Origin of the sequence: Actinomadura decatromicini (genome assembly GCF_008121305.1) — a bacterium.
GTDB lineage: Bacteria > Actinomycetota > Actinomycetes > Streptosporangiales > Streptosporangiaceae > Spirillospora > Spirillospora syzygii.
Map to the genome: position 1 here is coordinate 708154 of NZ_VSRQ01000002.1, position 23716 is coordinate 731869.

The following is a 23716-nucleotide window of genomic DNA, read 5'->3' on the forward strand; positions in this document are numbered from 1 at the left end:
CGACCGACCGGTCGGGAGCCTCAAAGTAACACCGCCCCGCAGGGCCGTCAAGCCCCGTCCAGGCGGGGATTGACAACCCTTAACAGGCCGTTGTTCCATGCGAAAGAGCGGGCGGTCGAACCCATTTCAATACCGTCTTGGCATAACGCGCGGAGAGTGCTCAGCGCGCATTGATCACGTGGCGGCCGCCCCTTGACGCTCGACCGGGAGCGTGCGAAAGTCGAAGCCGACCGACTGGTCGGTCGAGTGAAGGGTGTGACGGCGCATGGACTTCAGCATCCCGGCCGAGCTGGAGATGTTCATCGACTCGGTACGCCGGTTCCGCGAACGCGAGCTGATGCCGCTCGAGCAGCGGTTCCTCGCCGAGGGCAGGCTCTCCCCGCAGGAACGCCGCGACCTCCAGGAGAAGGCGAGGGACCAGGGGCTCTGGGCCCTGGACGTCCCCGAGGAGTACGGCGGCCAGGGAATGGGCACGCTCGCCGCCTGCCTGGTCGCCGAGGAGCTGTACAAGCATCCGGCGATGTTCGACTTCGGCGGCAGCCCGGAGCCCGTCCTCTACCGGGGGGACGACGAGCAGAAGAAGCGCTACCTCTACCCGGTGATCGCGGGCGAGCGGCGGAGCTGCTACGCCTTCACCGAGCCCGGCACCGGCTCCGACTTCGCGCGCATCACCACGACGGCGGTGCGCAGCGGCGCCGACTGGGTGATCAACGGGACGAAGATCTTCATCTCCGAGGTGGACCGGGCCGACTTCTGCATCCTGTTCGCCAGCACCGACCCCGGCGCGGGCGGGCGCGGCATCACGTGCTTCCTGGTCGACATGGGCACGCCCGGGTTCGAGGCGTCCCGTCCGATCCCGACCATGGGGGACGACTGGGAGCCGTACGAGCTGTCGTTCACCGACTGCGTCGTCCCGGACTCCGCGCGGCTCGGCCCGGTCGGCGGCGGCTGGGAGCTGGCGTCCGACCAGCTCACGCACGGCCGGCTGCGGATCGCCGCCTACCAGCTCGGCATCGCCCAGCGCTGCCTGGACATGGCGGTCGAGTGGGCGAAGCAGCGCGTGACCTGGGGCAAGCCGATCGCGACGCGGCAGGCGGTGCAGTGGATGCTCGCGGACTCGGCGGTCGAGCTGGAGGCGGCTCGCTTCCTCGTCTACCGGGCCGCGTGGATGGCGGACGAGGGGAAGCCGATCCGCAACGAGGCGTTCATGGCGAAGCTGTACGCGACGGAGATGGCGCAGCGCGTCACCGACCGCTGCCTCCAGATCTTCGGCGGCCTCGGGTACAGCAAGGAGCTGCCGATCCAGAGCTTCTTCCGGCAGGTGCGGGTGTGGCGGATCGGGCACGGGTCGTCCGAGATCCACCGCTGGATGATCGCCCGGAACATGCTCGGCCTGTCCTCGCGGGACTGAGCGCGGGGGAGCCGTCGTGGACCTGATCGGGAACCGCACCCTCGCCGACCTGCTGGTCGAGCGGTGCGAGCGGCATCCGGACCGGCCGTGCCTCGTCGTCGAGGACCGGACGGGCGCCGTCACCGAGTACACCTACCGGGAGACGCTCGACGCCGTCCGCCGCGCGGCCGGGGGCTTCGCCGCCCTCGGGATCGGCCGGGGCGACGCGGTCGTGTTCCAGCTCCGGAACTGCGCCGAATTCGTGTTCGCGTGGTTCGGGCTGGCCTGGCTCGGGGCGGTGATGGTGCCGTCCAACGTCGCGAATTCGGCGGCCGAGGTCCGTTACCTCATCGAGCATTCGGAGGCGGTGGGCGTTCTCACCGAGCCTGGCCATCTTCCAATGTTCGCGGACGTGTTGAAGGACGCCGGGAAGGTCGTCCACCGGATTCTGGCGCGGGGTGGCGACGAGATCCCGGAAGGGTTCGTTTCCTTTGAAGACGTGGCGGGCGGCGCGGCGGCGGGGCCCGTCGGCGTCCATTCCGAGGACGTCGTCGAAATGCTCTTCACCTCGGGCACCACGGCCCGGCCGAAGGCCGTGATGATCACGCACGCGAACTGCCTGTGGGGCGGCGAGCGGGTGTCGCGCGGCGCCGCGCTCGACGGCGGCGACCGGCTGCTGACCGCGCTGCCGCTGTTCCACATCAACGCGCAGGAGATCACCGTGCTGGCGGCGCTGACCGTGGGCGGCGCGGCCGTCCTGCTGGAGGAGTACCACGCCAGCGGGTTCTGGGCGCGGCTGCGGCACCACCGCGCGACCTCCGTCAGCCTGGTCGCCATGCAGGTCAGGACGCTGCTCGCGCAGCCGCCATCGCCGGACGACACCGCGCACGACCTGCGCCGGGTCATCTACGCGATCAATGTCACCGACCGGGAGAAGGACGAGTTCGAGCGCCGGTTCGGCGTCGAGCTGATCAACGGCTACGGGCTGTCGGAGGGCGGGACGGTCGTCACGATGTCCCCGGTGTTCGGCGACCGCCGCTGGCCGTCGATCGGCCTGCCCAACTACGACCGCCGGATCCGGATCGTGGACGAGGACGGGCGCGACGTCCCGCGGGGCGAGGTCGGCGAGATCCTCGTCTCGGGCGTCCCCGGCCGGACGCTGATGAAGGGCTATTTCAAAGACCCGGACGCCACCGCCGCCGTCATGCGGGACGGCTGGCTCCACACCGGCGACAACGGCTATCTCGACGAAAAGGGCTACGTCTATTTCTTCGACCGGAAGAAGGACGTCATCAAGCGCGCGGGCGAGAACGTCTCCGCGAGCGAGGTGGAGTTCGCGCTGCTGGCCCATCCGGGAATCGCGGAGGCGGCGGTCGTCGCCGGGCGCGATCCGGTGCGGGACGAGGAGGTCGTGGCGTTCGTCGTCCCGGCTCCGGGTTCGTCGCCGACGCGGGACGACATCGCCGGGCACTGCCGGGCGCGGCTCGCGGGCTTCAAGGTGCCGACGCGCATCCACGTCGTCCCGGAACTGCCGAAGACGTCGATCGGGAAGGTGGAGAAGAAACTGCTCAGGCGGCGCCTTTCTCAGGAGGACGCGGGATGAGCGCGCTCGACGACGTGTGCGAGCGCGTCCGCGAAAGGGTCGGGACGGTCTCCCGCGAAAGCCTCGGCCGGATCTCGGCGACGGAGTTCCAGCGTTTCGCGGTCGCCGCCGGAGAGACCGACCCGGTCTACTTCGACGACGACGCCGCGCGGGCCGCCGGATATCCCGCCGCCATCGCGCCGCCATTGTTCCTGAGCAGCGTCCTCGGCTGGGGCGCCGGAGACTCGGATGACGAACTGCGTCCGGACGGCGCCGCGACCGGCGACGCGGCCGGGCTCCCGCTGGGCGGGCTCCGGCTCATGGGCGCAGGTCAGGACATCGAGGTGCACGCCCCCGTCCACGACGGCGTCCGCCTCGTGCGCGAGACGTCCGTTGAGAACGTGACCCTCAAGGAAGGCCGTTCGGGGCCATTCCTCATCGTCACCATCCTCCGCGAATTCCGGGACGACTCGGGAACGCCCCTCCTCACCAGCCGGGAGAACTTCATCGCACGACCGGAGGCGGACACATGAGGTTCTTCGAGGACGTGTCTCCCGGCACGAAACTGGAGCCGTTGACCGTCCGGCCCACGCCCACGCAGTTGTTCCGTTTCAGCGCGGCGACGTGGAACGCGCACCGCATCCATTACGACGTCCGCTATGCCGAGCACGAGGGATATCCGGACGTGCTCGTCCAGTCCCATCTGCACGGCTGCTTCCTGCTGCGGGCGGCGCTCGACTGGGCGGGGCCGGGGGCGCGGCTCCGCCGGTTCGGCTGGCGCAACCGCGGCATCGCCGTCCCCGGCGACACCCTCACCTGCACCGGCGTGGTGACCGGCTGCCGCGTGGACGGCTCCGGCGCCGGAATCGTCGAATGCGCCCTGGAGGAACGCAACGCGGACGGCGTGCTCTGCGCCCCAGGCGCCGCCGTGCTGGAGCTCCCGAGACGGTCGCCCGAGAGCGACGGAGAGGACGGCCGACGATGACCGTGGCCACACGGGCGCCGGACACGGCGCAGCGGCTCTACCGGACGATGGCGCGGATCCGGCAGTTCGAGATCGCCGCGTCCAAGCTCATGGCGACCGGCAAACTGCCCGGCACACTCCACGTTTCCATTGGCCAGGAGGCGGTGGCCGCGGGCGTTTGCGACGTCCTCCGCCGTGACGACCACATCACCACCACCCACCGCGGCCACGGCCATTGCCTCGCCAAAGGCGGCGAGCCGAAGGCGATGATGGCGGAACTGCTCGGCCGCGCGTCCGGATACTGCGGCGGACGGTCGGGCTCGATGCACATCGCCGACCCGTCCGCCGGAATCCTGGGCGCGAACGCGATCGTCGGGGCGGGCATTCCGATCGCGCTCGGCGGCGCGTTCGCCGCCGCCCGGCAGGGCCGGAACGGCGTCGCCGTCGCGTTCTTCGGCGAGGGCGCGGTCGCCCAAGGCGTCTTCCACGAATCGCTGAACCTCGCCGCTCTGTGGCAGTTGCCGATGGTCTTCGTCTGCGAGAACAACCGCTATGTCGAGTTGACTCCGGTGTCGGTGCACCTGGCCGCGAAACACGTCGCCGACCACGCCGCCCCCTATGGAGTCCCGAGCGCCCGCGTGGACGGCAACGACGTGTTCGCCGTCCGCGATGCCGCAGGTGAGGCGGTCGAGCGGGCACGCCGGGGCGGCGGGCCGACCCTGCTGGAATGCGAGACCTACCGCTGGCACGGCCATTTCGAGGGCGACCCGCAGCGCTACCGCGACGCCGCCGAGGTCGCCGAATGGAAGGCGGCCGACCCGCTGAAACGGCTCGCGGAATCCGTGCGGACGGCCACGGATATCGATGTGGAGGCCCGCAAGGAGATGGCGGACGCCGTCGCCGCCGCCGAGGCGGAGCCCCTCGCGGCGGCCGATTCGGTCACCGCGCACGTCTACCGGCGTCCGGTCCGTCCGGTCCGCGGAGGTGTCCCGGGATGAGCACGGTGAAGTACTGGCAGGCGGTCAATTCGGCGCTGCACGAGGAATTGGAAAGGGACGGGACCGTCCACCTCTTCGGCGAGGACGTCGGCGCGCCCGGCGGCCCGTTCGCCGCGACGCGCGGGCTGCGCGAGCGGTTCGGGGAATGGCGCGTCCGCGACACCCCGATCAGCGAGTCGACGTTCACCGGAATGGCGGTCGGCGCCGCGATGGCCGGGCTGCGCCCGGTCGCGGAGGTCATGTACTTCGACTTCATCACGCTCGCCATGGACCAGCTCGTCAACCAGGCCGCCAAGATGTCCTACATGTCGGACGGCGCCTTCGCGGTGCCGCTCACGATCCGGACGCTCTGCGGCGGCCACCGCGGCTCGGGCCCGCAGCACTCGCAGAGCCTGGAGGGCTGGCTCGCCGCCGTCCCCGGCCTGAAGGTGGTGTGGGGCGGCACGCCGTCCGACGCGAAGGGCCTGCTCAAGGCCGCGATCCGGGACGACGACCCGGTCGTCGTGATCGAGAGCCTGAGCCTGTGGACGCGGCGCGGCGACGTCCCCGACGACCCCGACCACACGGTGCCGATCGGCGCCGGGCTGATCCGTCGTCCCGGCACGGACGTGACGCTCGTGTGCTGGGGCGACACCGTCCCCGCCGCGCTCGACGCCGCCGGTTCGCTCGCCGAGCGGGGCGTCGACGCCGAGGTGCTCGACCTGCGCACGCTGAGCCCGCTCGACGAGGCGCTGATCCTCCGCTCGCTGCACAAAACGGGGCGGATCGTCGTCGTTCAGGACGCGCAGGGCCCGTGCAGCGTCGGCTCGGAGGTCGTCCGGATCGCGGCCACCGAGGGGTTCGCCGACCTGCGCGCCCCGGCCGCGCAGGTCCGCCCGCCGTTCGCGCCCGTGCCGTTCGCGCCGGACCTGGAGCGCGCCTACTACCCGCAGGCCGCGGACGTGGTGGCGGCGGCGCTCGACACGATCGAAAGGACCCGTGCATGACGGACGTCGTGGTGCCGAAATGGGGCGCGACCATGGACGAGGCGACGATCGTCCAATGGCTGAAGGGCGTCGGCGACCGCGTCGCCGAGGACGAGCCGATCGCAGAGATGGAGACCGACAAGGCGACCGCCGAGATCGTCTCCCCGGTCGGCGGGACGGTCGTCGAGGTCCTCGTCCCGCAGGACGCGGACGTCGTCGTCGGCCAGGTCATCGCCCGGATCGACCCGGACGGCGGTGGCGCGCCATGACGACCGCCGGAGCCGGCACGCTCACCGAGCGGGTGGCAGGGTTCACCGCCGGGCTCGACCTCGCCGCCGTCCCGCCCGACGTCGTGGAGAAGGCCAAGGTCACGCTGCTGCACGACCTCGGCGTCGGGCTCGCCGGGCACCGCCTCGCCGCGACCGGCTACGCCTTCGCGAAGGAGCACGGCGGCTGCGACCCGGCGTGCGGCGCCCGCCTCCCGATCGACGGGACGCCGGTGACGGTCGAGGCGTTCGCGCTGGCCACGGGCGCGCTCGTGCACGCGCGGACGCAGGACGACACGCAGGTCGCCGTGTCCACCCACCTCGGCGCGACGACCCTGCCCGCGCTCCTCGCCCTCGCGGACCGGGCGGACGCGTCCGGCCGCGACGTCCTCACCGCGATGATCGCCGGGTACGAGGCGGCGTCCGCGATCGCCGAGCGCCACGCGGCACGCTCCACGGCGCGCGGGTTCCGGGCGTCCAGCGTCTACGGGCCGTTCGCCGCGGCCGCCGCGTCGGCGCGGCTGCTCGGGCTGACGGCCGGGCAGACCGTGTCCGCGCTGGGCCTCGCCGCCGCGTTCGGTGGCGGCACCAATCAGACATGGGTCGCGGGCACCCAGGAATGGCGTTACCAGGTGGGCGCGGCGAGCCGGAACGGAATGGTCGCCGCGCTGCTCGCGGCGCGGGGCGCGACCGGGGCGCCGGACGCGCTCGACGGCGCCGCCGGCCATTTCCGCGCCTTCGCCGGCGCCGACCCCGGCGAGGAACTCCCGGAATTGGACGGTGAATGGCGGATCCGCCGCGTCACCTACAAGCCGTATCCGGTGTGCGCGATCAATCAGATTCCGGTCACCGTCCTGACCGGAATGGAGGGCATCAGCGCGGACGACGTGGAGACCATCACCGTGGAACTGCCGCCGGACGACGCCGCCTACCCTGGCATCGACGCCCACGGCCCGTTCCACGACGTCGGCGGGACGCTGATGAGCCTGCCGTACTGCCTCGCGGTCGCACTCCGGAAAGGCGGGATCGACCTGGACGACCTGTACGCCTTCGACGACCCCGCCCTGGCGGATCTCACCCGGCGCGTCACGGTCGCCTCCGACGCGCGCCTGCCCGGCGGCTGCCGCATCACCGTCCGCACCCGCTCGAACGGGACGCTGACCAGCGAGTTCGTCCCCGACGCGAGCACCTTCAACTGGGGCCGCGCGGAGGCCGCCGACCGGCTGCGCGCCATGTCCGCCGAACTGCCGCTCCCGGCCGGACGGCTGGAGCGGTTCATCGCGGTCGTGCTCGACCTCGACCGCCGTCCGGTACGCGAACTGATCGACGCCACGATCGTCGGTCCGAAGGAGTGATCACCACATGCGAGCCACCCTCATCTACGGCCGGGGCGACGTCCGCGTGGAGGACGTCCCCGATCCCGCCATCGTGGAGCCGACGGACGCGGTCGTCCGGGTGACCCGCGCCTGCGTCTGCGGCAGCGACCTGCACCGGTACCGCGGCATGGACCCGGTCGAGGAGGGCCTGCGCATCGGCCACGAGTTCATGGGCGTCGTCGAGGACACCGGCGCCGACGTCCGGGGGGTGAAGCGCGGCGACGTCGTGCTCGTCCCGTTCCTCTGGGCGGACAACACCTGCGAGTTCTGCCGGGACGGCCTGCACGGCTCCTGCCGCAACGGCGGCCGGTGGGCGGTGAACGGCCTGGACGGCGGGCAGGGCGAGGCGGCCCGCGTCCCGCAGGCGGACGGCACCCTGATCAGACTGCCGGTCGGCCCCGACGACGCGCTGGTCCCGTCGATCATGGCCCTGTCGGACGTGCTGCCGACCGGTCACCACGCCGCGTTCACCGCCGGGGTCGGCAAGGGCTCCACCGTGGCCGTGATCGGGGACGGCGCGGTCGGGCTGTGCGCGGTGCTGTCGGCGGCGCGGCTCGGCGCGGAGCGGATCGTGCTGCTCGGCCGCCACGACGCCCGCACCGACCTCGGCCGCCGCTTCGGCGCGACCGACGTCGTCCCCGCCCGGGGCGCGGAGGCGGTCGCCGCCCTCCGCGAGCTGACCGGCGGCGACGGCGCGCCCCACGTGCTGGAATGCGTCGGCAACGGGGAGGCGTTCGAGACGGCGCTCGGCGGCGTCCGCGACGGCGGGACGATCAGCCGCGTCGGCGTCCCGCAGTACGCGCAGGCGCGCCTCGACTTCGACGTCTTCATGCGCAACATCACCATTACCGGCGGCGTGGCCCCGGCCCGGCAGTACATTCCGGAACTGCTGTCCGAAGTGCTGGACGGGACGATCACACCGGGCGACGTATTCGACCTGACCGTTCCCCTGGACGACATCTCGGAGGGTTTCCGCGCGATGAACGAACGCACCGCCCTCAAGGCCCTGGTACGCCCATAACCAGCCAATGGACTCCTGCTGGCGCACGATCGGCTGTGGCGCACGCTGGAGGCGGGGCTCGCGCCGCTGAACGTGAGCATGGCCGAGTACAGCGTGCTGTCCCTGCTCTACGAGGCGGGTCCGGACGGCATGCGCATGTCCGACCTCGCGCAGCGCCGCCTCATGTCGACCGGCGGGTTCACCCGCCTCGCCGACCGCCTCCAGAACCGCGGGCTGATCGAGCGGCGGCGGTCGGCCGTCGACGGCCGCGGCTTCGACGCGAGCCTGACCGCCGACGGCCGGAAGCTGATCCGCAGGGCCCGCCGCCAGCACCACAACGACCTACGGGAACTCTTCTTCGACCGGCTCGACGACGACCACCTCCGCTGCCTCGCCGAAATATGGACCCTCCTCGCCCCCGACGCTGGTGGGGCACGGGCGGGCGGGAAGCGCGAGAGCCGAAAGGCGCGTTAGCGCGCTGAATGGCGTCAGCCGGTCCGGGAGAGGGAGTCGATCGCGGCGACGTCCTCCTTCGCGAGGCTGAACCCTTCGAGGTCGAAATTCGCGGCGATGTGCTCCCGGCGCGACGACCGGGGCAGGATCACGATGTCGTGTTCCAAATGCCAGCGGAGGACGACCTGTGCGGGAGAGACCCCGTACCGCTGGGCGACTCCGGCGATGGCCGGATCGCGCAGATCAGTGTTCTTCAGGCCGCTGTAGCCCTCGACGGCGATTCCCCGGCGGCGGTGCTCGTCCAGCAGCGCCGGATCGTGCTGCGCCGGGCTCCACGGGATCTGGTTGACCGCCGGTTGCCGTCCGGTCTCCTCGGTCAACCGGTCGATGAGCGCGGGGCTGTAGTTGCTCACTCCCACGTTGCGGACGAGCCCGGCGTCCTTCGCCGCCAGCAGTTCCCGCCAGGTCGGGACGAGTTCGTCCTGCGCGGTCGGCCAGTGGATCAGCCAGAGGTCGACGTATTCGGTGTCGAGCAGCCGAAGGCTCGACTCCAGGGTGCGGCGGGCGTGCCGCGCGTCCTGCGGGCGCAGTTTCGTGGTGACGAAGACCTGCTCCCGGTCGAGGCCGCTGTCCTTCACGGCTCTGCCGACGTCCGCCTCGTTCCTGTAGAGCGTCGCCGTGTCGATGTGCCGGTAACCGATTTCCAGCGCCGCGCGCACCGATTCGTACGCGGCCTCGGAGTTCAGTTGCCACGTCCCGAAACCGATCGACGGCAACGCGGTGCCGCCGGGCAGGTTCACAGTCAGATCCATGCGTGCCAGTCTGCCCGGCGACACCCCGCCCTCACCTCGATCGGGGCTTGTACGACTTCGGCAGCCGCATCCCGCGCTCGGCCATGATCTGGCGGACGCGGTCCGGGTAGTCGGTGATGATGCCGTCCACGCCGAGGTCCATGAGGGCCTTGACGGTGGCGGGGTCGTCGCACGTCCAGGGAATGACCTTCAGGCCCCTCCGGTGCGCCTCGGACACCATGGCCCGGTCGGGGTAGAAGCGGAATCCCGGGTCGCCGATCTTCCCGTTCTGCGGGAAGCCGTAATTGGGGGAGAGCGCCGTGACGCCCGGAATCTCGGCGGCCGTCCGCACGAAGTCGCCGCCGAAGTCGTCGGCGTCGAGACCGCCGAGCCACGGCGAGGCGCCGGGCTTTCCGATCTGGAGGAAGTCGTAGTTCGTCAGCGCCACCAGCGGCCAGCGCGGCGCGAGCCGGTGCATGTACTTCAACGCGCCCCAGTCGAACGACTGGATGGTGACCTGGCGTTCGATGCCGGACGCGCGGATCTCCTCGAATACCCGCCGGACGAACAGCTCGCGCGGCGCGGTCTGCTCGGGCGCGCCCGCCTCGACCTTGGTCTCGATATTGAGCTTGACCTGCTTCGCGCGGTACCGCTTGACGAGGTCCAGAACGTCCTTGAGTTCGACCATCCGGAAACCGCGGACGACCTCCTGCTCGGGGAAACCGGGCAGTTGCTGGTAACCGCAGTCCATGGTCTTGATCTGCGCCAGCGTCAGGTCCTTGATGTACTTCCCGACATACGGATACATCGGGTCACCGGGCGTGACCGGCCCGGTGTCGCGGCATTTCTGCGCGCTTATCTGGCGGTCGTGGTTGACGACCACTTTCCTGTCCTTGGTGACGTGCGTGTCCAACTCCAGGGTGGTGACGCCCAGGCGCATCGCCTTCCCGAAACCCTCCAGCGATTCCTCGGTGGTGAGCCCGAGCCCGCCACGGTGGGCTTGGAGGTCGAAATGGGTCTTCTGCGGCGGCACCCCGGGCCCTGCCGCCGCGAACGCGGCGACCGGCGCGGCCACCGTCCCGGCGAGGGCCAGAGCGGACACGCAGGTCAGTCTCGTCAGCGCATGGCGCACGGACATCGGAACCTCCATATCTCCTGATCAGCCCCACGACGCTAGAACGATCACCACGGCCCATAGTTGACGCGGCGTGATCCCACCGTGAATGTTCACAAAACCCGCGGACACCAGCGAAAACACCCCACCCACTGCTTTGATGCACGTTGGGCGTCGCGGACCACGGGAAGGGCAACGATGGCGGGGATCTGGCAGGAGACGGAGGACGGCCTGGTGGCCCTGCGGCCCGAGCCGTTCAAGCGGGAGCAGATCCTGCACGACAGCATCGAACGAGGCGCGGCGATGCTCCCGCTTCCCGGCCAGCCGACCCTCGTCATGCTGGGACGGGAAGTGCAATTGGGCAGCGGCTACGCCGACCTGATCGCGGTGGAGGCCGAGACCGCGCGTCCGGTGGTCATCGAGGTGAAACTCGCGTCCAACACCGACCGTAGGCAGGTGTTCACGCAGACGCTCGGATACGCCTCCTATCTGTTCGGGCTGTCCGCCGCGGATTTCGACCAGCTTTTGCGCCCGCATCTGGCTGGACGCGGTTATGCCTCGGTGGGCGAGGCCGTCGCTGCCGAGGTCGGCGACGGGTCGGTCGATACCGAGTCGTTCAATGCCCGGATGGGGCAGGCGTTGGACGACGGGCGGTTCCGGTGCGTGGTCGTCCTGGACGCCGCGCCCGCCGACCTCATCGAACTCACCGGCTATTTGCAGGCCGTCACCAATGACCGTCTCGACATCGACGTGGTGACCGTCGCCGCGTACACCATCCAGGGCGCTCGGGTATTGGTGCCGCAATTGGTCGAGCCGCAGCGTGTGACGGCGCCGCCGGAGGTGACGTCCGCCCGTAAGGAGGCCAAACCGGCGCCGGGCGCGCAGGCGTTCGCCGAAAGCGTCGCCGCAGCCGATCCCGCGCACCGGGAACTGCTGCGGCGGCTGCTCGACTGGGCGAAACACCTTGAGAGCGAGGGCCTGGCCGTCCTTTACACGACGGTCGGCAAGGGGCGGTGGGTGCTCAATCCGCGGCTTCCGGGCCAGAATCGCGGACTGGTCACCATCTGGAACGACGGCGGCGCCTATGTCAGCCCGCAGCGTTCGGTCATCGAGGCCGAAGCGCCGTTGACGCTGGCCCGCCTGGATCAACGCCTTCCCGGTGAGATCCGGCAGAACAACTACATCACCAGCGCGTTGACCCAGGACGTTCTCGCCCTGCTCACCGACGCTTACGCCGAAGCCCGCAGACCCTAGACTCTGCCTGGGCGTGGACAGTTGGCACGACCGCTTCACCACCCTGGCCAGGCGATCTTGAGCGGCGGGCGGAGCGGGAGGCGGCCGGAGGCCACACGGTGTCGGACCGGGACAGTTGGCTGCGGGCGAGCGACTGCCACCGCGCGGGCACCGTCCTCGCCATCGACGGGCCGGGGCAGGGCGAGGCGCTGACGCACGTAATGATCGCGTCGATTCGCTCGATCAGTCCGGGCGGAGTTCACGGCGGCAGTGGGCGGCGAAGGCGTCGATGGCGCGATTCAGCGGCTCCTGTTCCGCCGGGGGCGCGGGGCTCGTGGGGACGCCCGCGAGGAACGCGTCCCGTAGTTGGTCGCTGATTCTCCGGCACAACTCGGAGACCTCGTTCGCGGCCGCAATGGCCTCCTCCGAGCCGACGATCTCAACCCGCGCGTGCGCCTGGTTGAACGCTGTGACCAGTTCGTTGGCCTCATTGATCATCCGGACCGCCTCGTCTCCCGCCGGAATGCCGTGCGAGAATCGGATGGCCGAGAGTGCCAGGAAACGGGCGTCGGTATAGGCGATATCCAAGTAATGGGAGTAAGCGTCCGTGCGCTCTCGCATCCGGCTCAGGTGACGCTCGTGAGCGTGCCTCCGCCCGTCCGCCCGGCTGGCCGTGAGGGCGGTGAGCGAAGCACCCCCGAACGCACCGAGAAGCGTCGATCCGGCCGTGATGAAGTTCGTCCAGGGGAACGACATGAACAGCACAGTGCCATATACCCGCCAAGCCCGCACGGTAGCTTGATCTCGCCATAGATCGCCTTCCGCGCGATTTCGTCCGTCGAGCTCAGGAAATGCGCGGAACGGTACTTGGGGGTTGGCCCTAGGGACATGACCGGGGATCGCGCTGACGATGGGAGTCCTTCGAGCGAAAGGAATCCCATGAATACCGTGATGGGCAGGCGATCCGACTTCTTCGCCGATCCGGGGATGAACTCGATGGCGAGGGCGATGCGCGGCCGCGTCCACCCTGGCGGGGCGCCGGGTGAGTCGTGACGCGACTGCCAGGGCTTTTCGCGTAGGGGGTTGCATCCGGTACCGAGGTACGGGCTTACCTTCGAGACATGGAACTACCACCAGTACCGGCCGGGCAGGACGATCACGGATGGGTTCCGGGGGCGTGCACGCTGCCGACTGTCGAGCGTCCGCTGCGGGTGGCCGAGTTCGACGCGCTGTTCGCCGAGGCGGTGACCGCCGTCGAGGCCGCCGGGCCGGGCCGGGTGCGGCTGGTGCTGCGCCCCGACCCGGAGGTGGCCGGACGGGCCGCCGAGCTGGCGGCCCGCGAGACCGGATGCTGCTCGTTCTTCACCTTCACCCTGACCGCCGCCGGAGGCGCGCTGGTCCTCCAGGCCGGAGCCGACGAGCGGCACACCGAGGTCCTGGACGCGCTGGCCGCCCGCGCCGGCGAATTGAGCGCGTCCGGCGGGCGGCCGTGACCACCGTCGAGGGCGGCGCGGACGGCCGGTTGCGCAGCGGACAGGTCGCCGCCGCCGCTGGAGTCAACCAGCAGACGCTCCGCTACTACGAGCGGCGCGGCCTCCTGCACGAGCCGGAGCGGACGCCGGGCGGCCACCGCCTGTACCCGGCCGAGGCCGTGACGCTGCTCCGCGTGATCAAGACCGCGCAGCGGCTGGGCTTCACCTTGGAAGAGGTCGCCGAACTGCTGGAGGCGGGAACCCACCAACACGGGCGCGGGCGAAGGCGTGCGGATGCCGGGCTGCGGGAGAGCGCCCGCGCCAAGCTCGCCGAGGTAGAAGCCAGAATCACCGACCTCCAGGTCATCGCGGACACGCTGCGCCAAGCCCTGGACGCCGGATGCGACGACCTGGTCGCCTGCGCCGCCGAGGAGAGCTGCCCCCTGCCCTTCGCCGATCTGGCGACCACCAACGCGGGCGGATGCTGACCGTGAAGGGGCCGCGCTCATGACGGACGTCGCCAGGTCCATCGCCCTGTTCGTTCTGGCCGCGTTCGCTGAGATCGGGGGCGCCTGGCTGGTGTGGCAGGGCGTCCGCGAGCATCGCGGATGGGTCTGGGTCGGCGCGGGCATCATCGCGCTCGGGCTCTACGGGTTCGTGGCCACCCTCCAGCCCGACGCCCACTTCGGCCGGATCCTGGCCGCCTACGGCGGCGTCTTCGTCGCGGGCTCGCTCGCTTGGGGCATGGTCGCGGACGGGTTCCGTCCCGACCGCTGGGACGTCGCGGGCGCCCTGATCTGCCTTGTGGGCGTCGCGGTCATCATGTACGCCCCACGCGGCTGAACCGGCCTGCCGCCGATGCGGTGAAACCCGGTCGCCTATCTCAATGGGGGAGGCGCTGACGTCCTCTCATTTCATCGGGCGGCCGGACTGGCGGCCGTGATCAAGAGGTGGCTGATGACTCGCAAGACGTTCAGGTTCCGGGCGGCCGCCATTGCCGGAACGGCCGCGCTCGGCATCGCCGGGACGGGCCTGGTGGCCCCCGCGCGTGCGGCAGCGCCGCATTACACGCTGACGGTCGGCCCGGCGGCGGCGCAGCGCTACACCGGCATCAACGACCGGGGCGACATCATCGGCATCGGGCAGCAGCCGGGCGCGCAGAACGGGCAGGCGTTCATCATCAAGGCCGGGACGAGCACGCCGCAATTCCTGTCTACGCCGAGCGACCCGGGAAACACGCGGCAATACACCGAACCACTCGCCGTCAACAACAACGGCGTCACCGTTGGGGACACCTATCTGACCCCCACCACCGGGCCGGTCTTGAACGTCCACCGTCCGACCCGATGGGACGGGCCCGGTGCGACCGGCGTGGACCTCGGCGTCGATCCGAACAAGTCGTTCTTCGACGTCAGGGCCACCGGCGTCAACGACAGCGGCCTGATCGTCGGCAAGACCCTCCAGGCGGACGGCCACACCCGCGCCTGGACGGTGAACGGAACGACGATCACCCAGCTTCCGCCATTGCCCGGCGGTACGGAGACCCGCGCGAACGGGGTCAACAACAACGGTGTGGTCGTGGGGGCGGCCATCGCCGCCGACAAGGCCACCATTCCCGCCGTCGAGTGGGTGGGCGGCGAGATCCGGAGCCTGGGAATCCTGCCCGGCGGCACCTACGCGGAGGCCAGGGCCGTCAATTCCGCCGGTGTGGCGGTCGGCCAGTCCACCGTCACGACCGGCAAGGAACTCGGCCTTTCCCATGCCGTCGTATTCAGCGGCGGTAACGTGACCGACCTCAACGTCCCGGGCACCGGACGCGGGGACACCGTCGCCAACGCCGTCAACGACGACGGCACGATCGTCGGCCAAGCCGTCGCCACCGGATTCGTCTACCAGAACGGCGCCGCCACCGACCTGAGCACGCTCATCCCGGCGGGCAGCGGCTTCCACATCCTCACGGCCACCGGAATCAACAACCACGGCGACATCGTCGGCCTCGCCACCAAGACCGCGAACGGCACCGGCACGCGCTACCCCGTCCTGCTCACCCCCACCGAATAGCGACGGAAAGCGACCGCCCAGCACGGGATGCGGCCTATCCCGTGCTGGGCGGTTTGCCGTGGCGGGCGTAATGGCGTGCGGCGCGGGCGCGGTTGCCGCAGGCCGTCGAGCACCATTCCCGGCGCGGATGGTTCTTGATGAAGTACAGAACGCAACCCGGGGCGAGACAGGCGCGCAATTCGAGGTCCCGCCACCGGCCGAAGAAATGGACGGCTTCGGCCGCCATCGCGCTGGCGAACAGCTCGCCCGGCGGGCCGGTCACCCGGAAATCCTCGATGACGCCGCCGCCCTCGGCCAGTTCGAGGATCGGCGTGGCCCGCGCCGAGCCCACGTGCTCGTTGACCGTCCGGACGGCCGTCTCCAGTTCCCCGATCGCGGACGCGGCCGGCGCGCGCGGGTCGTCCGTCAGCTCCGCCGCGAGTCGGCGCAGCGCGTCGCGCAGACGCCGGAGCCGTGCCAGCCCGTCCTCGGTCAGCCGGCCGGCGCTGCCGGCGAGGGGCGCGTCCAGGCGCGGGGCCAGCGCGGCGAGCCAGCGGCGGGCGCTCTCCACGCTGGTCAGCGCGTCGTGCACGCCGTGCCGGTCGGCGAAGACCGTGTTCATCAGCTCGACCGGCAGCGCCTGTCCCAGCAGCGGGGGCGAGGTGGGCATCCCGCCAGTCTACGGCGTTCTAACGGACACTTCCTGATTTATCCGTTTGACAGGGGGCGAGCCGCACACCTACCGTTCTAACGGTTGCAGTGCATCTTGCCCGTTAGAGGGGTCCGTCCATGACCGAGTCACGTCTGCCGTTCCCGCCGTTCGACGAGGAGTCGGCCCTGCAGAAGGTGCAGGCCGCCGAGGACGCCTGGAACACGCGGGACCCGCAGCGGGTCAGCCTCGCCTACACGCCCGACTCCGTTTGGCGGAACCGCGACACCTTCGTCACGGGACGGGACGAGATCGTGGAATTCCTGACGGCGAAATGGGAGCGTGAGCAGGACTACGTCCTACGCAAAAGCCTGTGGGGTTTCCGCGGCCACCGAATGGCCGTCCGGTTCCAGTACGAGTGGCATGACGCGGACGGCCAGTGGTGGCGCAGCTACGGCAATGAATTGTGGGAGTTCGCCGAGAACGGGCTCATGAGCCGCCGTGAAGCCAGCATCAACGACGTGCGGATATCCGAGGCAGACCGCCGATGGTTCGGGCCGCGCCCCGACGACGAGCGCGGCCCCGGCCACGACATTCCCCTTCAGTGACCTCCGGTGAGAATCAGCGGACGTCCACGTAGTCCTCAGCGCTGGTGACGGGCATGTAGGTGGCGCTGCCCGCGTAGACGGCGCGCCACGTGCCGTCCAGCTTGGCGGTGAAGGACTTGCGGAACACGCCGTCGGAGGCGCTGCGCGCCGTCCCGGCCAGCGTCCACGAAGACGCCCCGGCCCGCCGGAAGTAGATCTTCGCCGTCGCGCACGGCGGGCGCGCCGACCGAGAACGCCCCGGCGGAGTCGGTCGTCCCCTGGCCGACGCGCGCCCACCCGGACGTGCCGTTCGCGGAGAACTCGACGTCCACGGTGGCGCCCTTCACGGCCGCGCCGTTCGACAGGAGCCGTCCCGACGTCGTGAGGACGAGCAGCTCGCCCGGGGACGCCGTGAAGGAGAACTCGAACGATCCGTCGTCGCCGAGCTTCTCGACTCTCCCGAGGTACTTGGAGTCGCCGCCCTCGAACGGGATGATCCAGGCGTTGACGTCCTCACCCGTTCCGAGGGACACCGGCCCGCCGGTCCCGGCGCGCACCAGTCCTCCCCGGACGGTGACCGTGCCGCCCGCCGGGACGGGGTTGGGCGCGCTGATCCGCGCCGAGATCGCCGTGGCGGTCTGCTTCACCGAACTTGCCTCCCAGAGCTGCTCACTCCAGAGGACGCCGCGCCCGGCTCCAAGATCACCAAATCAAGATCACAAGTCGGCCACCGCTCATTTCGCCCCGGCGGGCGGCATTCCTGTGCGTATGATCGCAACCGTGACCGGTGATCATGAAAGCCGTTCCTTGGCCGTCACCCTGAAGGCGCTGGCGAGCGCGCTGATCGTCGGAGCGGCGTTCGGCGCGCTGACCTCCCTGGTCAACGCGCTCGCGACCGACAACGCGGACCTCGAAAGCCGGGCCGCCACGACCAGCGGGTGGTCGCCCATGGAGATCCTCACCGTCCTGCTCGACTCCGGCTGGGCCTGGGCGGGGCTGGCGGTCGGCACGGGATGGCTGGTCACACGCCGTCGCGCGTCGCTGGTCCACGCCGCCGTCGCCGGTGCGGTGGCCCTGCTCGCGGCCACCGCCGCCTACGCGATCGCGGACACCCTTCCCGTCGACGTCCCCTATCCCTGATACCAGTCCGAGGCGCTCGTCTGGTGGGTGACCAGCATCGTCTTCGGCCTTCCCCTCGGCGCGGTCGGCGGCTGCGCCGGACGTCGCGGAGCGGCCGGTCTCGTCGCGAGGCTGATCGTGCCGGTCGGCGCGTCCGTGCAGATGGTCGTCCTCCCGCCCGGCCGGAACGAGGTGATCCAGACCGTGGGGCAGGCCGTCGTCTGGACGGCGGCCGCCGCGATCACCGTCCTCGTCGTCGTCCGCCACCTCAGGCGGCGCCCGGCCGCCCCTCGCGCGGAATCCCCGTAGCCGGGGACAGGCGGCTGATCACGTCCGCGTAGGGCCACGCCCCGTCGACCGGGATCGGGTACACGACGGGCATGTCGACTCCGGCCTTCCGGTACTCCTCGATCCGGGCGCGGCACGCGGCCGGGTCGCCGTGGGCGACGAACAGGTCCGCGACGTGCTGCGGGACGTGCCGCACCGCACCGGCCAGGTCGCCCGCGCCGACCCGCTCCCGGACGGCGTCGAGCGGGTCCCCGAACAGGCTCGGCGCGGCGGGATGCAGCGCGTAGCGCGGGACGACGGCCCGCGCCCCGCGCGCCGCGGCCTCCGCGTCGTCCGACAGGCAGGTGTGCACGACGCACGAGATCTCGACGTCCGCCGGGTCGCGCCCCGCCTCCAGGGCGGACTCGCGGACGATCGCCGCCGCCTCGGCGGCCCGGTCCGGCGACATGAGGTTGAGGATCACGCCGTCCGCCACGCGGCCCGCCAGCCGCAACATGCGCGGGCCGAGCGCGGCCAGGTGGATGGGCAGGTCGGCGCGGTGCGGCGGACGGTCGAACAGCACCCGCCCGGTCCGGAAGACGGCGCCGTCGAAGCCCGGCTCACCGGCCAGCGCCGCGCGGAGCACCGCCACGTACTCCTCGATCATCTGGAGCGGCGGCAGCGGCGGCAGGCCGAGCTGGGCGTTCCGCGCCGCGTTCGCGAGGCCGAGGCCGAGCCGGAAACGGCCGCCGGACATGTCGTCCAGGTGGACGGCCGTCCTGGCGGCGAGCACGGGCGGGCGCAGCGCGGCGTTGGCGATCGCGGTGCCGACGGCGACCGTCCCGGTCGCCGCGATGAGCGGCTGGCAGAGGGCTAGGGCGTCGCCGTTGACCTCGGCGACGAACACCGCGTCGTATCCGGCGTCCTCGGCGGTGCGGGCCAGCTCCCCCAGCTCCGCGTGCGGCAGGGCGCTGTTGGACGCGATGGACAGGCCGAGGCTCATGCGGCCGCCTTTCCCGAGCTAAATGATCAGTTCGTCGATCTCCCGCACCGCGTCCGCGAGGGCGGCGACGATCTTGCGGCGGGTGGGGACGTTCATACGGCTGGCGGGAACGGAGATGTTGAGCGCCAGCGGGGAGTGGTTGGAGCGCGGCAGGGCGACGGCCACCGACATCACGCCCTCCTCGCTCTCCTCCTTGCTGGTCGCGTAGCCCTTGCGGCGGACGTCCTTGAGCGCGTCGAGCAGGGCGTCGCGGGAGTCGATCGACGCGGGGGTCGTCTGTTCGAGCTTGGGCTCGGGGTACAGCGCGACCAGGTCGTCGTCCGACAACTGGGCGAGCATGGCCTTCCCGGTCGACGTGCAGTGCGCGAGCATCGACCGGCCGAGCCGGGACCCCACGCGGACGGCCCGCGGGCTCTCGATCGAGTCGATGAAGCGGACCATCTGCCCTTCGAGGGTCCCGAGGTGGACGGTCTCCTGCAATTCCGCGTTGAGCCGCTCCAGCACCGGACGCGCGCGTTCGCGCACGTCGAGCCGGCCCAGCAGGGAGAAGGCGATCTTGTCGAGGGACGGCCCCGGCTCGTACATCCGGGACTGCCGGTTCTGCCGGACGAAACCGCGGTACTGGAGCATCGCGAGGAGCCGGTGCGCGGTCGACGAGGCGACGCCGAGGTAGTCCCCGGCGTCGGTCAGGCGCAGGGAGCCGCGCTCGCCGATCAGCCAGAGCAGCCGGAGGGCGTTGTCGACCGACTCGATCGGGTACTGCGGCGGAGCGGAGTGCTCCGGCTCGGCGGGCGGATCCGCGTCCGGACCGGCGGCGTGATCGGGCATTGGTGCCTTTCTGGCGGTTGTCGTGGAGCGCGGTCGTGAGCGCGTCTGGCGACGTCCCGATCGGGACTCTCCATTATCGCTCTGGCACGGGCGGCGCGGAGTGCCGCGCCGACCGCCCGGGAGCCGCGGTCGAGGCTCAGGGTCCGGCGGTCAGCGCGTACAGCTCGTAGACGAGCGTGCTGCCGGTCCGGCGGCCGAGGCCCACCGCCTGGACCCTGTTCAGCCACCCGTACCGCTCGTCGTCGGTCTCGAAGGTCGGCGCGGTGAAGATGACGCCGCCGTCCGCGGGCGGCCTGTCGGCCTTCCCCCGGTAGGTCATGGCGATGACGGCGCCGTCGTCGGTGCGCAGCAGGATCCGGGCGTCCACGCTGACCGAGTCGTCCGCGTGGACGCGCACCCAGTCGCTGGCGCTGCGTCCGAGCTGGCTCGCCCGGACCCGGTCCCCCTCCCACCGGCAGTCGGCGGCCTCGCCGATCAGCCGCCCGCCCGCCGGGGTCGACGGGAGCTTCGTGTGCCGCTCGATCGTGATCGTCAGCGTGCCCAGCGGGTCCAGCTCGATGCCCACGCGGTCTCCTTCTGGCAGGTCGGGGGTTGACATCCGATGACCAGAAAAGCATTCTGCATTGAAGAAATCAACCGGTACCCTCGCTGATCAGAGAGGCCAGCCATGACTGGATTCGACCGACCTCGGGGCCTCAACCACGTCGCGTACGTGACCCGTGACACCGCGGCGACCAAGCGCTTCTACACCGAGCTGCTCGGCTTCCGGCTGGTCGGCTACGCCATGGACGACAGCGTGGGCAGCACCGGCGAGCCGACGACCTTCCTGCACACGTTCTTCGAGATGGGCGACGGCTCGTGCATCGCCTTCTTCGAGATCGAGGGGCTCGACGCCGACCACCACGACTCGCCGCTGCCGCGCTGGGCGCCGCACATCGCGCTCTCGCTGGACAGCCTGGAAGAGGTGGAGGCCGCCCGCGACCGGCTGGTCGAGGCCGGCGTCGAGGTCAAGGGCGTGGTCGATCACGAGGGCATCTGGTCGTCGATCTACTTCTTCGACCCCAACGGCGTGCGCCTGGAGCTGACGTACCAGAACCGTCCGCTGAACGACGACGACGCGGCGGCCGCGGAGAAGGCGGTGCGCGCCTGGCAGGACGAGCACGGCCCGGCCCGCGCATGACGCTCGCGTCCACCCGGCACGCGGTGGCCGACGCCGACGCGGCGCAGGACCTGTTCATCCGGAACGGCTGGGGCGACGGGCTGCCCGTCGTCCCGCCCACGCCGGAGCGGGTCGAGCGGTTCGTCGAGGCGTCCGGCATCCCGGCCGGCCAGGTGATCGGACGGCTGCCCGAGCAGGGCGCCGCGCTCACCCTGGAGAAGATCGCGGTCAACGCGGTCGCCGCGGGCTGCCGCGAGGAGTACATGTCGGTGCTGGTCGCGACCGTCCGCGCCCTCACCCGCGAGCCGTTCAACCTGCACAGCACCACGGTCAGCGGCGCGACCGCGCCGCTCCTGGTCATCAGCGGGCCGGTGGTGGACCAGCTGAACGTCAACACGTCGTTCAGCCTGTTCGGGCCCGGCCACCACGCCAACGCCACGATCGGCCGGGCCGTCCGGCTCATCCTGCAGAACTTGTGCGGCGGCGTGCCCGGCGTCCTGGACAAGTCCACCTTCGGGCATCCCGGCAAGTACGCCTACTGCATCGGCGAGAGCACGACCTTCCCGCACGCGGCCGGGTGGCCGCCGCTGCACGCCGACCGGGGCGTGCCCGCCGACCAGAGCGCCGTGACGGTGTTCGCCGGCGAGGCGCCGGTCAACGCGCGCAACGACTGGGCGGGCGAGCCCGGCCCGATCCTCGCCACGATCGCCGACGCGATGCTGCCATGCCACTACACCGGCGGGAGCTTCGTCGTGGTGGTCGGCCCCCGGCACGCCGAGATCATCCAGCGCGCCGGGATGACGAGGGCGGACGTCCGCGAGGAGCTGTTCCGGCGGGCCAGACGCAGCGTCGGAGCGCTCCGCCGCGCGGGCCGCCTGCCGGCCGCCGCCGCACCGGGCGACGACGAGGAGCGCACGGTCGTCCGCCGCCCCGAGGACATCCTGATCACCGTCGCCGGGGGCGACGCCTACGGCTACTCGGCGGTCGTCCCGTACTGGGTCGGCGGCCACGAGTCCGCCCCCGTCACCGAGGGGCTCTCCCCGCAGGAGGCCGAGAGGTGCCAGATACCCAGGAGGGAGCCGTCATGACAGACGTCGTGACAGGGGGACTCGTCGTCCTCGATCCGACCGCTGACGTTCCGCGCGAGGCGGCCGGGGCGCTGCCCCGTCCGGCGACGCTGGCCGGGCTCGCGGTCGGGTACCTCGACAACGGCAAGCCGAACAGCGACCGCTTCCTCACCCTGCTGTCCGCGCGGCTGCGCGAGGACGGCGCCCTCGACGCGGCGTGGGCGCGCAAGCCCAGCATCGGGCGCGTCGCGTCCGACGAGACGCTCGACGATCTCGCCGCGCAGTGCGACGTGGTGGTGACCGGGGTCGGCGACTGCGCCGGGTGCTGCTCGTGCACGGTGCGGGACGCGATCGCGCTCGAACGCCGGGGCGTCCCGGCCTACGTCGTGTGCACCACGGAGATGGTCACCACGGCGCGGATCGCGGCGCGGGCGGCGGGCGTCCCCGAGCTGCCGCTGACCGTCATCGACCATCCGCTCGGCTCGCTGACCGACGACCTGCTCGCCGCGCGGGCGGACGTCGCGCTCGGCCAGATCCGCGGGCGGGCGGACCGGTGACGGCGGCCGAGCGGGTCGCGGCCGAGCGGGTGGCGATCGTCACCGGCGGCGGGCAGGGGCTCGGCCGGGCGTACGCGGCCCGGCTGGCGCGGGCGGGCAACCGCGTCGCCGTCGTGGACGTCGCGGGCGACGCGGCGCGGGCCGCCGCCGAGGCCATCGCCGCCGACGTCGGCGCCGACAGGGTGAGCGCGCACGAGGCCGACGTCACCGACGAGGAGCGGGTCGGCGCGTTCGTCGGCGCGGTGGTCGAACGCTGGGGACGGATTGACGCCCTGGTCAACAACGCGGGCGGCGCGCTGCTGCCGTCCGCGCCCTTCGACTCGTTCGACCGCGCCGACTGGACGCGGGTCCTCGACGTGAACCTGACCGGGCAGTGGCTGTGCGCGCGGGCGGTCGTCCCGCACATGCGCGCCGCCGGGCACGGCAAGATCGTGAACGTCAGCTCGACCATGGTGTCGAAGGGCCTGCCGGTCGGGCTCGCGCCGTACGTCGCCGCCAAGGCCGGGGTGGTCGGCCTGACCCGCGCGCTCGCGCGCGAGCTGGGCCCGGACGGGATCCGCGTGAACGCCATCGCGCCCGGCTACATCCCGGTCGAGACGAGGAAGACGGTGCACACCCCGCAGGCGGCGACGGCGCTGCGCGAGCGCATGAAGGCCGAGCAGTGCCTGCCCGTGGTCGGCGTCCCGGACGACCTCTGCGGCGCGGTGGCGTTCCTGTGCTCCCCGGCCTCGGACTTCATCACCGGGCAGGTCGTGAACGTCGACGGCGGCTGGGCCCACGGCTGACGGCGGCCCGGCCCGCCCCGCTCCCCTTCGCGGCGTCCGCGCGGCGCCGCG

At 71.4% G+C, this 23716-nt stretch carries 30 protein-coding genes; 22 read left to right on the plus strand and 8 right to left on the minus strand.

The window, feature by feature from the left end; translation table 11 throughout:
- The first annotated feature begins 265 nt into the window (after positions 1–265).
- The 10 genes from FXF68_RS11005 to FXF68_RS11050 all read left to right on the plus strand — a co-directional run bounded on the left by FXF68_RS11005 (position 266) and on the right by FXF68_RS11050 (position 9015).
- The gene (locus FXF68_RS11005) at positions 266–1411 is read left to right on the plus strand and encodes an acyl-CoA dehydrogenase family protein (protein ID WP_148758811.1); all 1146 of its coding nucleotides are present in this window, start codon (positions 266–268) and stop codon (positions 1409–1411) included.
- A gap of 16 nt (positions 1412–1427) precedes the next feature.
- Positions 1428–2993 (plus strand): AMP-binding protein, encoded by a 1566-nt coding sequence (locus FXF68_RS11010; RefSeq protein ID WP_148758812.1) that lies wholly within the window; start codon positions 1428–1430, stop codon positions 2991–2993.
- Positions 2990–3505 carry an FAS1-like dehydratase domain-containing protein gene (locus tag FXF68_RS11015; RefSeq protein WP_148758813.1) on the plus strand — a complete coding sequence of 172 codons (516 nt, stop codon included), beginning with the start codon at positions 2990–2992 and terminating at the stop codon, positions 3503–3505. Before FXF68_RS11010 ends, FXF68_RS11015 begins: the two co-directional genes overlap by 4 nt.
- Positions 3502–3957, plus strand: coding sequence for a hotdog family protein (locus tag FXF68_RS11020; protein ID WP_148758814.1), 456 nt, complete (start codon positions 3502–3504; stop codon positions 3955–3957). The genes FXF68_RS11015 and FXF68_RS11020 overlap by 4 nt, the downstream gene beginning before the upstream one ends.
- Entirely contained in the window at positions 3954–4934 is a 981-nt protein-coding gene (locus FXF68_RS11025) for a thiamine pyrophosphate-dependent dehydrogenase E1 component subunit alpha (protein WP_148758815.1), read from the plus strand. The genes FXF68_RS11020 and FXF68_RS11025 overlap by 4 nt, the downstream gene beginning before the upstream one ends.
- A complete protein-coding gene (locus FXF68_RS11030; RefSeq protein WP_148758816.1) occupies positions 4931–5920 on the plus strand; it encodes an alpha-ketoacid dehydrogenase subunit beta in 990 nt (329 codons plus the stop codon). The genes FXF68_RS11025 and FXF68_RS11030 overlap by 4 nt, the downstream gene beginning before the upstream one ends.
- The gene (locus FXF68_RS11035; protein ID WP_067904507.1) at positions 5917–6168 is read left to right on the plus strand and encodes a biotin/lipoyl-containing protein; all 252 of its coding nucleotides are present in this window, start codon (positions 5917–5919) and stop codon (positions 6166–6168) included. The genes FXF68_RS11030 and FXF68_RS11035 overlap by 4 nt, the downstream gene beginning before the upstream one ends.
- A complete protein-coding gene (locus FXF68_RS11040) occupies positions 6165–7520 on the plus strand; it encodes an MmgE/PrpD family protein (RefSeq protein WP_148758817.1) in 1356 nt (451 codons plus the stop codon). The genes FXF68_RS11035 and FXF68_RS11040 overlap by 4 nt, the downstream gene beginning before the upstream one ends.
- Before the next feature lie 7 nt (positions 7521–7527).
- The gene (locus FXF68_RS11045) at positions 7528–8562 is read left to right on the plus strand and encodes a zinc-binding dehydrogenase (RefSeq protein WP_148758818.1); all 1035 of its coding nucleotides are present in this window, start codon (positions 7528–7530) and stop codon (positions 8560–8562) included.
- Positions 8563–8640: 78 nt separating this feature from the next.
- Positions 8641–9015 (plus strand): MarR family transcriptional regulator, encoded by a 375-nt coding sequence (locus FXF68_RS11050; protein ID WP_148758819.1) that lies wholly within the window; start codon positions 8641–8643, stop codon positions 9013–9015.
- A 14-nt stretch (positions 9016–9029) separates the two neighbouring features.
- On the opposite strand, the gene FXF68_RS11055 is transcribed toward FXF68_RS11050, so the two are convergent.
- The gene (locus FXF68_RS11055) at positions 9030–9806 is read right to left on the minus strand and encodes an aldo/keto reductase (RefSeq protein ID WP_148758820.1); all 777 of its coding nucleotides are present in this window, start codon (positions 9804–9806) and stop codon (positions 9030–9032) included.
- Positions 9807–9837: 31 nt separating this feature from the next.
- The gene (locus tag FXF68_RS11060; RefSeq protein ID WP_148758821.1) at positions 9838–10923 is read right to left on the minus strand and encodes a glycerophosphodiester phosphodiesterase family protein; all 1086 of its coding nucleotides are present in this window, start codon (positions 10921–10923) and stop codon (positions 9838–9840) included.
- Between the two features lie 174 nt (positions 10924–11097).
- On the opposite strand from FXF68_RS11060, the gene FXF68_RS11065 reads away from it, so the two are divergent.
- Positions 11098–12153: a PDDEXK family nuclease gene (locus FXF68_RS11065; RefSeq protein WP_148758822.1), complete on the plus strand. Its 1056-nt coding sequence runs from the start codon at positions 11098–11100 to the stop codon at positions 12151–12153.
- 222 nt (positions 12154–12375) lie between these two features.
- On the opposite strand, the gene FXF68_RS11070 is transcribed toward FXF68_RS11065, so the two are convergent.
- Positions 12376–12888: a hypothetical protein gene (locus tag FXF68_RS11070; RefSeq protein WP_148758823.1), complete on the minus strand. Its 513-nt coding sequence runs from the start codon at positions 12886–12888 to the stop codon at positions 12376–12378.
- A gap of 365 nt (positions 12889–13253) precedes the next feature.
- Here FXF68_RS11070 and FXF68_RS11075 point away from each other — a divergent pair, with 365 nt between their 5' ends.
- From FXF68_RS11075 to FXF68_RS11090, 4 genes are all read left to right on the plus strand, one after another.
- On the plus strand, positions 13254–13625 hold the full coding sequence (locus tag FXF68_RS11075) for a hypothetical protein (RefSeq protein WP_148758824.1): 372 nt from the start codon (positions 13254–13256) through the stop codon (positions 13623–13625).
- Entirely contained in the window at positions 13622–14092 is a 471-nt protein-coding gene (locus FXF68_RS11080) for a MerR family transcriptional regulator (protein ID WP_246178624.1), read from the plus strand. Before FXF68_RS11075 ends, FXF68_RS11080 begins: the two co-directional genes overlap by 4 nt.
- Before the next feature lie 19 nt (positions 14093–14111).
- Positions 14112–14447, plus strand: a complete 336-nt coding sequence (locus FXF68_RS11085) for a YnfA family protein (RefSeq protein ID WP_148758825.1) — start codon at positions 14112–14114, stop codon at positions 14445–14447.
- 114 nt (positions 14448–14561) lie between these two features.
- Positions 14562–15665, plus strand: coding sequence for a hypothetical protein (locus FXF68_RS11090; protein WP_148758826.1), 1104 nt, complete (start codon positions 14562–14564; stop codon positions 15663–15665).
- A 34-nt stretch (positions 15666–15699) separates the two neighbouring features.
- Here the strand turns inward: FXF68_RS11090 and FXF68_RS11095 are convergent, their stop codons facing one another.
- Entirely contained in the window at positions 15700–16314 is a 615-nt protein-coding gene (locus tag FXF68_RS11095; protein ID WP_148758827.1) for a CGNR zinc finger domain-containing protein, read from the minus strand.
- A 119-nt stretch (positions 16315–16433) separates the two neighbouring features.
- Between FXF68_RS11095 and FXF68_RS11100 the strand changes: the two genes are divergently transcribed.
- Entirely contained in the window at positions 16434–16901 is a 468-nt protein-coding gene (locus FXF68_RS11100; RefSeq protein ID WP_148758828.1) for a nuclear transport factor 2 family protein, read from the plus strand.
- A 35-nt stretch (positions 16902–16936) separates the two neighbouring features.
- On the opposite strand, the gene FXF68_RS11105 is transcribed toward FXF68_RS11100, so the two are convergent.
- The gene (locus tag FXF68_RS11105) at positions 16937–17527 is read right to left on the minus strand and encodes a hypothetical protein (protein WP_148758829.1); all 591 of its coding nucleotides are present in this window, start codon (positions 17525–17527) and stop codon (positions 16937–16939) included.
- Between the two features lie 133 nt (positions 17528–17660).
- Between FXF68_RS11105 and FXF68_RS43775 the strand changes: the two genes are divergently transcribed.
- Complete coding sequence (locus FXF68_RS43775) at positions 17661–18020, plus strand: hypothetical protein (RefSeq protein WP_246178625.1); 360 nt, start codon at positions 17661–17663, stop codon at positions 18018–18020.
- Positions 18021–18047: 27 nt separating this feature from the next.
- Positions 18048–18308 (plus strand): hypothetical protein, encoded by a 261-nt coding sequence (locus tag FXF68_RS43780; RefSeq protein ID WP_246178626.1) that lies wholly within the window; start codon positions 18048–18050, stop codon positions 18306–18308.
- Here the strand turns inward: FXF68_RS43780 and FXF68_RS11115 are convergent.
- From FXF68_RS11115 to FXF68_RS11125, 3 genes are all read right to left on the minus strand, one after another.
- Entirely contained in the window at positions 18268–19269 is a 1002-nt protein-coding gene (locus tag FXF68_RS11115; RefSeq protein WP_148758830.1) for an LLM class flavin-dependent oxidoreductase, read from the minus strand. The genes FXF68_RS43780 and FXF68_RS11115 overlap by 41 nt on opposite strands.
- 18 nt (positions 19270–19287) lie before the next feature.
- Positions 19288–20097 carry an IclR family transcriptional regulator gene (locus FXF68_RS11120; RefSeq protein ID WP_148758831.1) on the minus strand — a complete coding sequence of 270 codons (810 nt, stop codon included), beginning with the start codon at positions 20095–20097 and terminating at the stop codon, positions 19288–19290.
- A gap of 136 nt (positions 20098–20233) precedes the next feature.
- Positions 20234–20662 (minus strand): DUF3237 domain-containing protein, encoded by a 429-nt coding sequence (locus tag FXF68_RS11125; RefSeq protein WP_187437854.1) that lies wholly within the window; start codon positions 20660–20662, stop codon positions 20234–20236.
- 102 nt (positions 20663–20764) lie between these two features.
- Here FXF68_RS11125 and FXF68_RS11130 point away from each other — a divergent pair, with 102 nt between their 5' ends.
- Genes FXF68_RS11130 through FXF68_RS11140 form a run of 4 tightly spaced genes read left to right on the plus strand, consistent with a single transcriptional unit; the run spans position 20765 to position 23665 of the window.
- On the plus strand, positions 20765–21277 hold the full coding sequence (locus FXF68_RS11130; RefSeq protein WP_148758833.1) for a VOC family protein: 513 nt from the start codon (positions 20765–20767) through the stop codon (positions 21275–21277).
- Positions 21274–22344: a hypothetical protein gene (locus FXF68_RS11135; RefSeq protein WP_148758834.1), complete on the plus strand. Its 1071-nt coding sequence runs from the start codon at positions 21274–21276 to the stop codon at positions 22342–22344. Before FXF68_RS11130 ends, FXF68_RS11135 begins: the two co-directional genes overlap by 4 nt.
- Positions 22341–22880 (plus strand): UGSC family (seleno)protein, encoded by a 540-nt coding sequence (locus FXF68_RS42265; protein ID WP_187437855.1) that lies wholly within the window; start codon positions 22341–22343, stop codon positions 22878–22880. The genes FXF68_RS11135 and FXF68_RS42265 overlap by 4 nt, the downstream gene beginning before the upstream one ends.
- A complete protein-coding gene (locus tag FXF68_RS11140; RefSeq protein WP_187437856.1) occupies positions 22877–23665 on the plus strand; it encodes an SDR family NAD(P)-dependent oxidoreductase in 789 nt (262 codons plus the stop codon). The genes FXF68_RS42265 and FXF68_RS11140 overlap by 4 nt, the downstream gene beginning before the upstream one ends.
- Positions 23666–23716: the final 51 nt, after the last annotated feature.